The organism is Microbispora sp. CA-102843, from assembly GCF_050936215.1.
In the GTDB taxonomy this organism is placed as follows: domain Bacteria; phylum Actinomycetota; class Actinomycetes; order Streptosporangiales; family Streptosporangiaceae; genus Microbispora.
In genome coordinates this window covers 6,675,832-6,689,089 of the sequence record NZ_JBNJNF010000001.1, presented here as the reverse complement: position 1 = coordinate 6,689,089, position 13,258 = coordinate 6,675,832, and the positions used below count along the sequence as shown (strand labels likewise).

The following is a 13,258-nucleotide window of genomic DNA, read 5'->3' as shown; positions in this document are numbered from 1 at the left end:
GTCATCCTCCCTGCACGGCGGTGAGTACCTCGACGCCGTCGCCGTCGGCGACCGGAGTGGAGTCCCAGGCGCTCCGGCTCACCACCTCGCCGTTCACCGCCACCGCGACGCCGGACGCGATGGACGTGAGGGTCCGTACGGCGTCGCCGACCGTGGCGCCGTCCGGCAGGTCGGCCGCGCCTCCGTTGATCGTGACTTTCATTCGCTGAATCTCCCTGGATCGCAGAACCGGGCGACCGGGGGCACCTCGTCGCCGGTGAGGAACGCGGCGACGGCGTCGGCGGTGATCGGGGACAGCAGCACCCCGTTGCGCCCGTGCCCGGTCGCCGTGAGCACGCCGGGCGGCCCGGCGGGGCCGATGAGCGGCAGGTTGTCGGGCGTGCCCGGGCGGAAGCCGACCGTCGTCTCGGCCAGTTCGAGCTCCGTGATGCCCGGCACAAGCTCGCGGGCGTCGCGCAGCAGCTCGTACACGCCTCCGGCGGTGACCCGCGCGTCGTATCCCAGTTCCTGGGTCGTGGCGCCCAGGGTGATCTCCCCGTCGCCCCGGGGGACCAGGTAGGCGGGGGAGCCGTGCACCAGCCCCCTGACGCACCGGCTGAGGAACCCCCGGGGCCCGCGCAGCCGGAGGATCTCGCCCTTGACCGGCCGCACCGGCAGGCCGGGCAGCAGGGACGCCGACCACGACCCGGCCGCCACGACGACCTGGCCGGCCGCGACGGCGCCGCCGGACTCCAGCCGCACGCACGGAGTGCCGGGCCCGGGGGCGTCGATCCCGGCGACGCGCTCGGTCACCAGCGTGCCGCCCGCCTTCTCGAACGCCGCGAGGAGAGCGCGTACGACCCTGCGGGGGTTGACCCAGGCGTCGTCGCGGGCCAGCAGCCCGCCGCGTACGGAGGGGGAGAGCATCGGCTCGAAGGAGCGGCACTCGCGCCCGGTGAGACGCTCGACCCGCAGGCCGAGCGTCCGCTCGAAGGCCGCGAGGTCGTCGAGGAAGGCCATGTCGTCGGCGCCGCGGGCGACCTCCAGCGTGCCCTCGGTCCGGTAGTCGAGGTCGGCGCCGCTCTCCTCCTCCAGCTCCGCCCGGAACGCCGGCCAGGCCGCCAGCGACGCGAGGCCGAGCCGCAGCAGCGGCTCCTCCGTGTAGGTCACCTCGCTGACCGGCGCGAGCATCCCGGCCGACGCATGAGTGGCGCCGCCTCCGGGCGCGGGGTCCACCACCGCCACCGACAGGCCCCGCCGGGCCGTGCGCCAGGCCGCGGCCAGGCCCGCCACCCCGCCGCCCACGATCACGACGTCGTAGCCGGACTGGGGGCTGGATGGCGATGTGCGGGACACAGCGCTCCCTTCGCCGGCATTACCCGGATCAGGTCGGGGCGGTCGAGAGCCTCACGCTCTCCTCTCAGCCCGGTCCGCCGGGCTCCCGCGCGTCTTACGCCCACAAGGGTAGTACGCCGCCCATAACGCCCGATCGCCGGATCGGCGACTCCAGGGCCGTCCTGCGGCGCATGACGGCAGGACGTGGATCGACCTGGCGGAGGTATCCCATGGCCACGATGCTGTACTCGGCCACCATGTCCCTGGACGGCTTCACACGGCGGCCTTCACAGAGCGGCCTTCACAACCTGGGCCCCGTGGGAGTGCGCGTCAATTGCCCAACTCGTTATGGGGGGCCCGTTGGCCAGGGCCCCCGTTGACAATCTATGGTCAAGCTGTGGATCACGTCGTGGTGGTGGGTGCCGGCCTGGCCGGCGTGCGAAGCATCGAGGCGTTGAGGTTCCGTGGGTTCACCGGACGCATCACGCTCATCGGCGAGGAACACCATCGCCCCTATGACCGGCCTCCGCTGTCGAAGGCGGTGCTGCTCGGAGAGACCGACTCCACCGTGGTCGACTCCGACCTCGACGCCCTCGACGTACGGCTGTGCCTCGGCGCGGCGGCCAAGGGCCTGCGCGACGGCGTGCTGGAGACGACCGAGGGCGAGCTGGAGTACGACGGCCTGGTCATCGCCACCGGCGCCACGCCGATCCGGCTGCGCGGCGAGGGCCGCCAGCACGTGCTGCGCACGATCGAGGACGCGCTCGCGCTGCGCGAGCGGCTGGTCCCCGGCGCCCGCGTGGCCGTCGTCGGGGCCGGCTGGATCGGCGCCGAGGTCGCCACCGCGGCGGCCAGGGCCGGTTGCGCGGTGACCGTGGTCGAGGCGGGGGAGAGCCCGCTCGCCGTGGCGCTCGGGCCCGCCGTGGGCAGCCACACCACCGACTGGTACGCGCGGGCGGGCGTCGAGCTGCGCCTCGGCGCGTTGGTCGGCACCGTGGACGCCGACGGCCTCACGCTCATGTCCGGCGCCCGGGTGCCGGCCGACGTGATCGTCACCGGTGTCGGGGTGCGCCCGGCCGTCGACTGGCTGAAGGGGTCGGCGGTCCGGCTCGACGACGGGGTGGTGGTCGACGAGCACCTGCGCACGTCGCTGCCCAACGTGGTCGCGGTGGGCGACTGCGCCAACTGGTGGTCGCGCAGATTCCGCACCCGGCTGCGGGTCGAGCACTGGGACACCGCGCTCCAGGCCCCCGACACGGCCGCCGCCACCCTGCTGGGCGAGGAGGCGGTCTACGACCCGGTGCCGTACTTCTGGTCGGAGCAGTTCGGTCACATGGTGCAGTTCGCCGGTCACCGGGAGGCCGGTGACCGCATGGTGGTGCGCGGGGACCCGCGCAGGGACGCGAAGTGGGCGGTGTGCTGGCTGACGGCGGAGGACCGGCTCGCCGCGGTGCTCACCGTCGACCGTCCGCGCGACGTGGTGCAGGGTCGCAAGATCATCGAGGGTGGTCGGCGGCTCGATTCACTTCGGGTGGCCGATCAGGCCGTGCCGCTCCGCGACTGCATTATGGCGTAATCGAGGTGTTTCCTGGCGGCTCGCCTGTGGTAATGGTGGATCCGTGACGCTTACTGTTGCGCAGATCGACCGGGAGACCGACCAGCTCGTAGGGGAGTGGCTCCCCGTCTCGGAGGCCGCCAAGAAGCTGGGACTCAGCATCGGCCGCGCGAAGCAACTCCTCAAGGACAAGAAGCTCGTCGGAGCCCGCAGGGGCGGGGGCGAGCCGCAGATCCCGGCGGTGTTCATCGCCGACGGCGACGTGCTCAAGGGACTGCCCGGCACACTCACGGTCCTGGCGGACGCGGGGTACGACGAGGTGGAGTCGATCCGGTGGCTGTTCACACCGGACGACTCGCTGCCGGGGTCCCCGATCGACGCGATCGTGCAGGGCCGGCACACCGAGGTCAAGCGCAGAGCCCAGGCCCTGGGCTTCTGACCGTACGGCCCCATGGCATTGTGGTCGGGTGAACGACACCCGGCGACAGCGGCTCGCGCAGGCCAGGCTCTACCTCTGCACTGACGGCAGGAGGGACCGCGGCGACCTGGAGAAATTCCTCGACGCGGTCCTCTCCGGCGGGGTGGACATCGTCCAGCTCAGGGAGAAGGGCCTGGAGGCGCGCGAGGAGCTGGACCTGCTCGAGGTCTTCCGCGCGGCGTGCGACAGGCACGGCGCGCTGCTGGCGGTCAACGACCGGGCGGATGTGGCCTACGCCGCCCGGCCCGACATCCTGCACCTCGGCCAGGACGATCTCCCGGTCCCGGTGGCCCGGGAGATCCTCGGTCCCGATGTCCTCATCGGCAGGTCCACGCATTCGACGGCCGAGGCGTCGGCCGCCGCCGTGGAGCCGGGCGTGGACTACTTCTGCTGCGGGCCGATCTGGCCCACGCCCACCAAGCCCGGCCGTCCGGCGCCGGGCCCCGCGCTGCTTGAGCATGCCGCGCGCCTGGGCGCCGACCGGCCGTGGTTCGGCATCGGCGGCATCGACCTGGGCAACCTCGACGAGGTGATGGCGCACGGCGTACGCCGTGCCGTGGTCGTCCGGGCCGTCACCGAGGCCGACGACCCCGGCGCCGCCGCCGCCGCGCTCAAGGCCCGGCTGTCCGCCGTCCCGCTCTGAGCGGAGCGGCTTCCGGGCAGGCGGCGGCGCCATGCTGCCTGCCCGGTGCTGCCTGCTCAGTGCTGCCTGCTCAGGGCCGCCGCCTGCCTCCGGGCCGAGCGTCGCGTCAGGTGCGGCGGGACGTGGCGGCCACGGCCAGGGCGGCCAGTGCCGTGCGGGCCTCCTCCTCGATCGGCGCCTGGTCGAGGGCGTGCAGCGCGTCGTCGAGGTAGCGCTTGATCATGCCTTCGCACGCGGCCAGCGCGCCGGTCTCCTCGATCACCGTGCGCAGCCGCCCGACCCCGTCGGCGTCCAGTTCGGGGTCGCCCAGCAGGGTCCGTACGACCGCCGTCTGGGCGGGGGTGGCCGAGGCGAGCGCGCGTGCGATCAGGACGGTCCGCTTGCCCTCGCGAAGGTCGTCACCGGCGGGCTTGCCGGTCTCCGCGGGGTCGCCGAACACGCCGAGGATGTCGTCGCGGAGCTGGAAGGCGATGCCCACCTGCTGGCCGTACTGCACGCAGAGCCGGTCGATCCACGCGTGCCCGGCCCGGGCGGCGAGGACGAGCCCGAGCCGCAGCGGCTGCTCGACCGAGTACTTGCCGCTCTTGTACAGCGCCACCCGCAGCGCGCTGTCGAACGTGCTCTCGCCCTGCGCCTGTTCGAGCAGGTCGAGGTACTGCCCGCACATCAGCTCGGTGAGCATGTAATCGTGCAACGGCTGGGCGGCGGCGATCGCCTCGGGGGCCAGGCCGCTGGTGCGCCACATCTCCCCGGACCACACCAGCAGCAGGTTGCCCAGCAGCACGGCTGAGCCCTCGCCGAACTGCCGCGCGGAGCCGTGCCAGCCCGCTTCGGCGTGCAGCCGTTCGAAGCGGCGGTGCGCCGACGGCATGCCCCGGCGCACGTCGCTCGCGTCCATGACGTCGTCGTGGATGAGCGCGCTGGCCTGCAGGAGTTCCAGCGAGGCGGCGGCGCAGTGCAGTCCCGGGTCGTCGCCTCCTCCGGCGGCGCGCCATCCCCAGTAACAAAAGGCGGGGCGCAGCCTTTTGCCGCCCGCTAGGAAGTCCTTCGCGGCGGACAACAGGGCGGCCAGATGAGGGTCACCGAAGTGTGGTCGCTGCCGGTCGAGGAAGTCCCGGAGTGCGCGGTCCACCTCCGTACGGATGGAATCGAGCGAGGCGGCGGAAGCGGTCATGCTCTGAGACTAACCGGGGTTGATCCGGGCACCCAGCAGCAGATCCCCTCTAAGTGGGCCAACTCACGCCGATAGGGCAAATGTCCACATGGCAAGACCGTGGGGGTCGTGAAAACCGCCATCGCTGTACCCTTGCCGGTATGGCTCTCGGTCTGCCCTCGCGGCTTCCTGATCGCGTCCCGACGGTCCGCGAACTACTGGCCGCGGGCGAGCGCTCGTTCTCGTTCGAGTTCATGCCGCCGAAGACCGACGAGGGGGAGCGCCAGCTGTGGCGGGCGATCCGCGAGCTGGAGGCGCTGCGGCCGACGTTCGTCTCCGTGACCTACGGCGCCGGCGGCTCGACCCGCGACCGCACGGTGGACATCGTCGAGCGGCTGGCGCACGAGACGACGCTGACCCCCGTCGCCCACTTCACCGCGGTCGACCACTCGATCCGCGAGCTGCGCCACCTCGTCGGCAGGTTCGCCGACGCGGGCGTGCGCAACATCCTCGCCGTACGCGGCGACCCGCGCGGCGGCAACCCCCTGGACGAGTGGGTCAAGCACCCGGAGGGCGTCCTGTACGCCGAGGAGCTGGTGCGGCTGATCCGCCAGGCGGGCGACTTCTGCGTGGGGGTGGCCGCCTTCCCGTACAAGCACCCCAGGTCGGCGTCCATCGAGTCGGACACCGAGTATTTCGTGCAGAAGTGCCGGGCCGGCGCGGACTACGCGATCACCCAGATGTTCTTCAGGGCGGAGGACTACCTGCGGCTGCGCGACCGCGTGGCGGCCCACGGGTGCGACACCCCGATCATCCCCGGCATCATGCCCGTCACGCAGATGAGCACGATCGCCCGGTCGGAGCAGCTGTCCGGCGCGCCGTTCCCGCCGGAGGTGGCCGAGCGGTTCGAGGCCGTCGCCGACGACCCGGTCGCGGTCCGCCGCCTCGGCATCGAGCACGCCGTCGAGCTGTGCCGGAAGCTTCTCGACGAGGGCGCGCCCGGCATCCACTTCATCACCTTCAACCGGTCGAGCGCGACCCGCGAGGTGTTCCGGGCGCTGCACAGCGTGCCCGTGGCCGGCTGAGCCGGCCGGTCCCGTCAGCCTTCGCGTGCCCCGGGCTCGGGAAGCGGCAGCGGCACCCCGGCGATGACGTACTCCTCGTAGCCCCCGGGGAAGACGAACCGGGTCATCAGGTCGGCGAACCCGATGTCCCGGTAGAGGTGCCGGGCCACCGTGGGGGCGTCGTGCGTCGACAGCACGGCCGTGCGCTCCGGGCGGCCCTCGCACAACGCGTGGATCAGTCGCCGGCCGATTCCCTGGCCCTGATACTCGGGGCGCACGTGGACCTCGGCGATCTCCAGGGCGTCGCCGAACCAGGCCTCCGCCACCACCGGCCCGGCCCGGTCCTGCAGCGAACCGCGTACGACGTCGTGCCACCACTGCCCCTGGCCGCCGTGGAAGCCGTACGCGAAGCCGGCGACGCCGGAGGTCCGCGTGTCCTCGGCGAGCATGCAGTCGAAGTCGGGATAGGTGGCGTGGTTACGCATGATCGCCATGCGGCCCGCGAGCTGGTCCGACGGCGGGCGCATGGCGACCGTGTAGATCTCCAAAACGGTGTCCAGCACCGCCCTGAACCGGTCGGGGCCCACCCGTCGCAGTCGGATCACTCGACGCACACTAGCAAAACGACGCCGGGCCGGTCCGGCAGCCGTCACTCCACCTCGGCGGCAGTGCCCTCGGTGATGCGCAGCAGTTCGTCGTAGGACGTGGGGAAGACCGTGTGGGGGTGGCCCGCGGCGGCCCACACGACGTCGTGCTTGCTCAGCCAGACGTCCACCAGTGTCCGTACGGGCGCGGGGTGCCCGACCGGGGCGACGCCGCCGATGGGCTGCCCGGTGTGCTCGCGGACGAACTCCGGCGTGGCCCGCCGCACCTTCGCCGCGCCCACGAGCCGCGCGATCAGATCGGTGTTCACCCGGTGGGCGCCGCTGGTCAGCACCAGCAGAGGCGCGCCGTCCGCGTCGAAGATCAGGCTGTTGGCGATCGCGCCGACCTCGCAGCCGAGCTGGGCCGCCGCCGTGGCGGCCGTCGGGGCGGCCTCGTCCAGCAGGACGACCTCGGCCGTCACCTCGTGGGCCCGCAGGGCCTCCTGGACCCGGACGACGTTCGGATGCAACTTTTCTGCCACCCGGTCACTCTAAACGGATTGCCAGGACATACGCGGCCGATTATGGCCACTTATGATCACGCGGCTCACAATCGGATCGTAAGGTGGGTCCTTTGACCGAGAATCGGGCTTATGAGGGGTTGGTCATGATGAGGGGTCGACGGCGACTGGCCGCGGCCACGCTCGTCGCGGTGGGGGCCGTGACGTTCGCGACGGCCGGCGTCACCGGCACGGCGCAGGCGGGCACCGCCGCGGCGGCGGGGGCCGTGACCACGGGAACCGTGCTCCCGGCGTACTCGGCGCTCCCGGCGCGGGGCGCCGTGCCCGCCCGCGCCACCGCCTACCCGCCGTTCTCCGCGCCGGGCAAGACGCTCAAGCTCGGCGCCAAGGGCTCCGCCGTGAAGGCGCTGCAGGCCCGGCTTAAGGAGCTCGGGTACATGCCCGGCAGCGCCGACGGCAGCTACGGCGGGACCACGCTGATGGCGGTCTGGGCGTTCCAGAAGGTGCAGGGGATCCAGCCGACCAGCACGGTGGCCGCCCGCACCTGGAAGGCGCTGGAGAACCCCCGGGCGCCCAAGGTCCTGGTGCCCGGGGGCAAGGCGACCCGCGTCGAGGTGAACCTGACCAAGCAGGTGATGGTTCTGTACCGAGGTGGCACGCCGGTGCTGATCAGCCACATCTCCAGTGGCAGCGGCATCCCCTACACCGAGTACGCCACCTGGAACGGCAAGCGGCAGCGGTTCTCCGGCAGCGCCCGCACGCCCACCGGCGACTACAAGACCACCTGGAGGGTCAAGGGCTGGCACCGGTCCTACCTCGGGCAGCTCTACAACCCGATCTTCTTCAACGGCGGCATCGCGCTCCACGGCGCGCTGTCGGTGCCGCTCTACCCGGCGTCGCACGGCTGCGTGCGGCTGCCCATGAACGTGGCCGAGATCCTGCCTGGCATGCTCGGCAAGGGCGTCCCGGTGCACGTCAGGGGTGCTTTCAGGCGCTAGAGCCATCCCCGGAGGGGCCCCGCGCGAGGTGGTCGCGCGGGGCCCCTCCGCCGTCTCCCGCCCGCGTATCGAACGCGGTCCTCGAACACATATTCGTTGACAGCCTTGACAGAGGGCATGATCGAATCTATGTTCGATGGAGTGGGCGTGGGACTCGCGGCTCGCGCCCACCCCGTTGGATTCGTGCCTTCGTCGTCGGCGGAGACGGATGCGGCACGGCCCGCGGCGTGGGCCGGACGGGGAGAGGGGAAGCTCCTCGTCCGGCCGCCCACGGGAGCCTGAGAAAGCGTCGGGTGATCTCGAGCGGTTCACGGGATCTCCCGGCCGGCGAAATTGTCGGTGCGGTCTGCGACTGTGAAGTCACCGGCGACCTTCGCCGGAGTGCCACGACTCAAGGAGGCGGGCATGACTGAGCAGAACGACGATCAGAAGAGCGGGCCCCGGCTCTCGCAGGCGGTTCTGGCACACCTCGCGGACGCCAGGGCATGCCTCGCCGACGCCACCGTCGGGCCCACCCCCGCGGACCGCTACGTCTCGGCCCACCTGGCGGCCCTCCGTGCGGCCGCCGGGATCCTCGCGGCCCGTCCGCGGCCGATGGACGGCCGCAGGCGGCGGCTGCGCAGCGCCTGGGAGCTGCTGCCGGAGGCCGAGCCCAAGCTCGCGGACTGGGCGGCCTACTTCGCGGTGAGCGCGACCAAGCGTGCGGCGGCCGAGGCCGGCATGGTCCGCGCCGTCACGCAGAACGACGCAGAGGAGATCATAGCGGAGGCGGACAGGTTCGTCGGCGAGGTCGAGTCGATCCTCGGCCTGCCCGGCCGCCCCACCCTGCCCATGGCCGGCTGACCTCCATCTCCGCCCATGGTCCGGCTCGCGCCTTGGGCCGACACCGTTGGTCCGGCTCGCGCCTTCGGCCGGCACCGTCCGATGACCGGCCGCGCGCAGGACCGGGCCGCACCCTCGCGGTACGCCTGTCGGTGAACGCGGCGAGCGCCCCGCCCCGACCCTGACCGCCCGGTCCTCGCCGCGCGTCGCGTGATCAGGCGGGGTCTCGCTCCAGAGGGCAGCTCATGCACCGCGGCCCGCCGCGTCCGCGGCCGAGCTCGCTGCCGCGGATCGTGATGACCTCGATTCCGTGCCTGCGCAGGTGGTTGTTGGTCGTGGTGTTGCGCTCGTAGGCCACGACCACGCCGGGTTCCAGCGCCAGCACGTTGCAGCCGTCGTCCCACTGCTCGCGCTCGGCCGCGTGCACGTCCTGTGTCGGCGTGAGGACCTTGATGTCGTCCAGGCCGAGGGCCCGCGCGATGGCCTTGTGCATGTCCTCCGGCGGATGGTCGGTGACCTTCAGCTCCTTGTCGGTGTCGCCCGGCTCGATCGTGTACGACGGGAGCATGCCGAGCCCGGCGTACTTGGTGAACACGCCCACGTCGACGTTGGTCATCACGGTGTCGAGGTGCATGAACGCACGGGTCTTGGGCAGATCGAGCGCCACGATGCGGGCCGCCGACCCCGCCCGGAACAGGTTGGTCGCCAGCATCTCCACGGCCTGCGGCTGGGTGCGCTCGCTCACGCCGACGAGCACGACGCCGTTGCCGAGCACCAGGACGTCGCCGCCCTCGATGGTGGCCGGAGCCATGCGCATGCCCTCGTACCAGACGTTGAACCCGCCGTCGTCCGGGTTGCCGTATCCCGCGGCGAACAGCGGGTGCCACCGGTAGACCGCCTCGTAGTTGACGGTCTCCCGCCTGCGCGCCTTCTTGCGCATCGCGTTGATCGATACCCCGTCGTACACCCAGCAGGAGGTGTCGCGGGCGAAAAGATGGTTGGGCAGAGGCGGGAGGACGAAGTCGTCCATGCCGAGCGTGTGGAAGGCGATGGAGCCCGGGTCGCAGCCCAGCTCCATGATCTCGCGTTTGGTGATCCCGCCGGTCAGCAGCGGCGCGAGCGTGTCCCCGTCGAGGGCGTCGAGCGTGTTGCGGATCGCGTCGGCGGCCAGCGGGCCGAACCAGTGCTCGTCGACGCTGCCGTCGAGGATGTGCTTGCGCGCGTCGGGGATCTCGATCACCTCACGCAGGAGGTCGCCGAGGTGGTGCACCGTGATGCCGCGCCCGGCGAGCACCTCGCACCACTCCCGGTGCTCCTCCAGCGCGCGGTGCACCCAGAGCACGTCGTCGAACAGCAGGCCGTCCTTGTTTCCCGGGGTGAGCCGCTTGAGCGCGAGTTCGGGTATGTCGACCAGGACACGGCGAAGCCTGCCCACCTCGGAGCCCACGTAAAACGTCATGTCCTGCCTATCCCCGTGTGGCGGGAATCACTCGTACCGGCGGCTCCCCGTTATGGAGACGCCGCCCGTGACGAGGGAGTGCCCGACGACGACAACGCAGTGAGGCGCCGCCTGGGCCACGCGCAGCAGGGCTTGATTCATCAGACACGACGTGGGCCGGAGAGGGCGGACGTCGCTACGGGGAGCCGCGTACGGACCAGGCGGGGAGGTCAGAAGGACTCGACGGCGCGGCGGGCCTCCGCGTCGAGCACGCCCCAGTGGATGAACTCCTCGGTCAGCTCGACCGGCGACTTGTCGTAGATGACCGCGAGCGAGCGCAGGTCCTCCTGCCGGATGGACAACACCTTGCCGTTGTAGTCGCCACGCTGGCTCTGAATGGTGGCGGCGTAACGGGCAAGCGGGCCGGCCTTGTCCTTCGGCAGCTGCGACAGCCGCTCCAGATCGATGACCAGCTTGGGAGCGGGCGCAAGAGGGCTGGGGGCGGCTCCGCCCGGAAGAAGCTCCGACACCGGCACTCCGTAGAAATCCGCGAGCTCGGCGAGCTTCTGCACGGTCACCGCGCGGTCGCCTCGCTCGTAGGAACCCACGACGACGGCCTTCCACCGCCCACGGGACTTCTCTTCGACACCGTGCAGGGACAGCCCCTGCTGGGTTCGGATGGCGCGCAGGCGCGCGCCCAGCGACTTGGCGTAGTCAGACGGCATCGTGTGGCCCCCGGCTTTCTATGTCTCTTCTCACTTGATTGTGCGTCCTTGTCCTAAGCGTTCCGAACACCGGGGCTGGTGCCCGTGACCGGCACCTTCGGTGACCGCTGCGTCGGGTTTTACCCAGGAAGGTCGCGTGTTGTGGTTACGGACAGTGACGGTAAAGCCGACACTCCCAAAGGTCAAGCTGATTGGAAAAAAGAGCGTCAAACAGTGCTCTCACCGAAATCACCGACACCCGGTGCGATGCGGCTTCCGCTCCCCGGCACGTCCCTCGCCCGTCCCTCCCGAAGGTCCCCGGCACGTCCTCGTCACGCCGAGGGCGAACACTCCCTCCGGGGCATCACCCCTGGCGGGAGGGGGGTTCGCAGACGGCCCTGATACTCTAAGCAGACCTGACACCCTTTTAAGACCCGTCCCGTGAGGCGGGAAAGGTGGTGACTTTTTCATGTCTGATGCCCGAAATCAGGCCCGCGCCGTCCTGGAGGGGCCCGACATCCACCGGGCGCTCACCCGGATCGCGCACGAGATCCTCGAACGCACCAGAGGCGCGGAGAGCGTCGTCCTGCTCGGCATCCCCACCCGCGGAGCCACCCTCGCGCACCGCATCGCCGGGCGCATCGCGCAGTTCGAGGGGATCAAGGTCCCCGTCGGCGCTATCGACGTCACGATGTACCGCGACGACCTGCGCCTGCGGCCCGCGCGCCCGCTCGGCCGCACCGAACTGCCCCCGGACGGCGTGGACGGCAGGACCGTCGTGCTCGTGGACGACGTCCTCTTCTCCGGCCGCACCGTGCGTGCCGCGCTCGACGCGCTGAACGACGTGGGCAGGCCCAGGGCCGTCCAGCTCGCCACGCTCGTGGACCGCGGCCACCGGGAGCTGCCGATCCGCGCCGACTACGTCGGCAAGAACCTGCCGACCTCCAAGAGCGAGAAGGTCAAGGTCTTCCTGGAGGAGACGGACGGGCGCGACGCGGTCGTGCTCATCAAGGAGGACGACCGATGAAGCGTCACCTGATCTCGGCCGGCGACCTCACCCGCGACGACGCGCTCCTCATCCTCGACACGGCCGAGGAGCTGGCGCGGGTCTCGCAGCGGTCCATCAAGAAGCTGCCGACGCTGCGCGGCCGCACGGTGGTGAACCTCTTCTTCGAGGACTCCACCCGGACCCGCATCTCCTTCGAGGCCGCGGCCAAGCGCCTGTCGGCCGATGTGATCAATTTCTCGGCCAAGGGGTCGAGTGTGTCCAAGGGCGAGTCGCTGAAGGACACCGCGCTCACCCTGGAGGCCATGGGCGCCGACGCCGTCGTGATCCGGCACAGCGCCTCGGGCGCGCCGCACCGCCTGGCCACCTGGGTGCGCGGCAGCGTGGTCAACGCGGGGGACGGCACCCACGAGCACCCCACCCAGGCGCTGCTCGACGCCTTCAGCATCCGCCGCCGGCTGGGCCGGCTGGAGGGCCTGAAGGTCGCCGTCGTGGGCGACGTGCTGCACAGCCGGGTCGCCCGGTCCAACGTGCTGCTGCTGCACACGCTCGGCGCGGAGGTGACGCTGGTCGCGCCGCCGACCCTGCTGCCGGTGTCGGTCGAGACCTGGCCCTGCCAGGTCTCGTACGACCTCGACGCCGTGCTGCCCAAGTCGGACGTCGTGATGATGCTGCGGGTCCAGCTCGAACGGATGAACGCGGCCTACTTCCCCTCGGCGCGGGAGTACAGCCGCCGCTACGGCCTCGACCGCGACCGCTTCGCCCGCCTGCACGACGACGCCATCGTCATGCACCCCGGCCCGATGAACCGCGGCATGGAGATCTCCGCGGAGGTCGCCGACTCGCCGCGCTCGACGATCGTCGAGCAGGTCGCCAACGGCGTGACGGTCCGGATGGCCGTTCTCTACCTGCTGCTCGGCGGTTCCGAGCCCGCGATCGGAGGCGCCGAATGAGCACGTACGACCTTCATGAGGGGAC

Annotated in this window: 15 protein-coding genes and 1 riboswitch; of the genes, 8 read left to right on the top strand and 7 right to left on the bottom strand. The window is 71.4% G+C overall.

Features of this window, described 5'->3' with window-relative positions; all coding sequences use genetic code 11:
• Position 1 precedes the first annotated feature (1 nt).
• Both thiS and thiO read right to left on the bottom strand, forming a co-directional pair.
• Positions 2-202 carry a sulfur carrier protein ThiS gene (gene thiS, locus ACQEVJ_RS30980; RefSeq protein WP_433107149.1) on the bottom strand — a complete coding sequence of 67 codons (201 nt, stop codon included), beginning with the start codon at positions 200-202 and terminating at the stop codon, positions 2-4.
• Positions 199-1,335, bottom strand: coding sequence for a glycine oxidase ThiO (gene thiO, locus ACQEVJ_RS30975; RefSeq protein WP_433107147.1), 1,137 nt, complete (start codon positions 1,333-1,335; stop codon positions 199-201). Before thiO ends, thiS begins: the two co-directional genes overlap by 4 nt.
• Positions 1,324-1,434: riboswitch (TPP riboswitch) on the bottom strand. It overlaps the preceding gene by 12 nt.
• Before the next feature lie 277 nt (positions 1,435-1,711).
• On the opposite strand from thiO, the gene ACQEVJ_RS30970 reads away from it, so the two are divergent.
• The 3 genes from ACQEVJ_RS30970 to thiE are packed head-to-tail and all read left to right on the top strand — an operon-like array spanning position 1,712 to position 3,990.
• Positions 1,712-2,890 carry an NAD(P)/FAD-dependent oxidoreductase gene (locus ACQEVJ_RS30970; protein ID WP_433107145.1) on the top strand — a complete coding sequence of 393 codons (1,179 nt, stop codon included), beginning with the start codon at positions 1,712-1,714 and terminating at the stop codon, positions 2,888-2,890.
• Positions 2,891-2,933: 43 nt separating this feature from the next.
• Entirely contained in the window at positions 2,934-3,308 is a 375-nt protein-coding gene (locus tag ACQEVJ_RS30965) for an Rv2175c family DNA-binding protein (protein WP_433107142.1), read from the top strand.
• 28 nt (positions 3,309-3,336) lie between these two features.
• Positions 3,337-3,990 carry a thiamine phosphate synthase gene (gene thiE / locus ACQEVJ_RS30960; protein WP_433107140.1) on the top strand — a complete coding sequence of 218 codons (654 nt, stop codon included), beginning with the start codon at positions 3,337-3,339 and terminating at the stop codon, positions 3,988-3,990.
• 106 nt (positions 3,991-4,096) lie between these two features.
• Here the strand turns inward: thiE and ACQEVJ_RS30955 are convergent, their stop codons facing one another.
• Entirely contained in the window at positions 4,097-5,164 is a 1,068-nt protein-coding gene (locus tag ACQEVJ_RS30955) for a polyprenyl synthetase family protein (protein ID WP_433107139.1), read from the bottom strand.
• Positions 5,165-5,304: 140 nt separating this feature from the next.
• On the opposite strand from ACQEVJ_RS30955, the gene metF reads away from it, so the two are divergent.
• Positions 5,305-6,228: a methylenetetrahydrofolate reductase [NAD(P)H] gene (gene metF, locus ACQEVJ_RS30950; protein WP_433107137.1), complete on the top strand. Its 924-nt coding sequence runs from the start codon at positions 5,305-5,307 to the stop codon at positions 6,226-6,228.
• 14 nt (positions 6,229-6,242) lie between these two features.
• On the opposite strand, the gene ACQEVJ_RS30945 is transcribed toward metF, so the two are convergent.
• Both ACQEVJ_RS30945 and ACQEVJ_RS30940 read right to left on the bottom strand, forming a co-directional pair.
• Positions 6,243-6,812, bottom strand: coding sequence for a GNAT family N-acetyltransferase (locus ACQEVJ_RS30945; RefSeq protein ID WP_433107135.1), 570 nt, complete (start codon positions 6,810-6,812; stop codon positions 6,243-6,245).
• Positions 6,813-6,856: 44 nt separating this feature from the next.
• Positions 6,857-7,333, bottom strand: a complete 477-nt coding sequence (locus ACQEVJ_RS30940) for a YbaK/EbsC family protein (protein ID WP_433107133.1) — start codon at positions 7,331-7,333, stop codon at positions 6,857-6,859.
• A 125-nt stretch (positions 7,334-7,458) separates the two neighbouring features.
• Here ACQEVJ_RS30940 and ACQEVJ_RS30935 point away from each other — a divergent pair, with 125 nt between their 5' ends.
• Positions 7,459-8,310, top strand: coding sequence for a L,D-transpeptidase family protein (locus tag ACQEVJ_RS30935; RefSeq protein ID WP_433107131.1), 852 nt, complete (start codon positions 7,459-7,461; stop codon positions 8,308-8,310).
• Positions 8,311-8,715: 405 nt separating this feature from the next.
• Complete coding sequence (locus ACQEVJ_RS30930) at positions 8,716-9,153, top strand: SAV_6107 family HEPN domain-containing protein (RefSeq protein WP_076432068.1); 438 nt, start codon at positions 8,716-8,718, stop codon at positions 9,151-9,153.
• A 193-nt stretch (positions 9,154-9,346) separates the two neighbouring features.
• Here the strand turns inward: ACQEVJ_RS30930 and ACQEVJ_RS30925 are convergent, their stop codons facing one another.
• Positions 9,347-10,591, bottom strand: coding sequence for an arginine deiminase (locus ACQEVJ_RS30925; RefSeq protein ID WP_433107129.1), 1,245 nt, complete (start codon positions 10,589-10,591; stop codon positions 9,347-9,349).
• A 209-nt stretch (positions 10,592-10,800) separates the two neighbouring features.
• Entirely contained in the window at positions 10,801-11,295 is a 495-nt protein-coding gene (gene bldD, locus ACQEVJ_RS30920) for a transcriptional regulator BldD (protein ID WP_030508976.1), read from the bottom strand.
• 448 nt (positions 11,296-11,743) lie between these two features.
• Between bldD and pyrR the strand changes: the two genes are divergently transcribed.
• Positions 11,744-12,301 carry a bifunctional pyr operon transcriptional regulator/uracil phosphoribosyltransferase PyrR gene (gene pyrR, locus ACQEVJ_RS30915; protein WP_433107127.1) on the top strand — a complete coding sequence of 186 codons (558 nt, stop codon included), beginning with the start codon at positions 11,744-11,746 and terminating at the stop codon, positions 12,299-12,301.
• The gene (locus ACQEVJ_RS30910; RefSeq protein ID WP_433107125.1) at positions 12,298-13,233 is read left to right on the top strand and encodes an aspartate carbamoyltransferase catalytic subunit; all 936 of its coding nucleotides are present in this window, start codon (positions 12,298-12,300) and stop codon (positions 13,231-13,233) included. Before pyrR ends, ACQEVJ_RS30910 begins: the two co-directional genes overlap by 4 nt.
• Positions 13,234-13,258 lie beyond the last annotated feature (25 nt).

Excerpts from the sequence above, each read along its gene's own strand:
- ACQEVJ_RS30910 (WP_433107125.1), top strand. The coding sequence starts at position 12,298 with ATGAAGCGTCACCTGATCTCGGCCGGCGACCTCACCCGCGACGACGCG.
- metF (WP_433107137.1), top strand. The coding sequence starts at position 5,305 with ATGGCTCTCGGTCTGCCCTCGCGGCTTCCTGATCGCGTCCCGACGGTC.
- ACQEVJ_RS30925 (WP_433107129.1), bottom strand. The coding sequence starts at position 10,591 with ATGACGTTTTACGTGGGCTCCGAGGTGGGCAGGCTTCGCCGTGTCCTG.
- ACQEVJ_RS30935 (WP_433107131.1), top strand. The coding sequence starts at position 7,459 with ATGATGAGGGGTCGACGGCGACTGGCCGCGGCCACGCTCGTCGCGGTG.
- bldD (WP_030508976.1), bottom strand. The coding sequence starts at position 11,295 with ATGCCGTCTGACTACGCCAAGTCGCTGGGCGCGCGCCTGCGCGCCATC.
- ACQEVJ_RS30955 (WP_433107139.1), bottom strand. The coding sequence starts at position 5,164 with ATGACCGCTTCCGCCGCCTCGCTCGATTCCATCCGTACGGAGGTGGAC.
- pyrR (WP_433107127.1), top strand. The coding sequence starts at position 11,744 with ATGTCTGATGCCCGAAATCAGGCCCGCGCCGTCCTGGAGGGGCCCGAC.
- ACQEVJ_RS30930 (WP_076432068.1), top strand. The coding sequence starts at position 8,716 with ATGACTGAGCAGAACGACGATCAGAAGAGCGGGCCCCGGCTCTCGCAG.
- thiS (WP_433107149.1), bottom strand. The coding sequence starts at position 202 with ATGAAAGTCACGATCAACGGAGGCGCGGCCGACCTGCCGGACGGCGCC.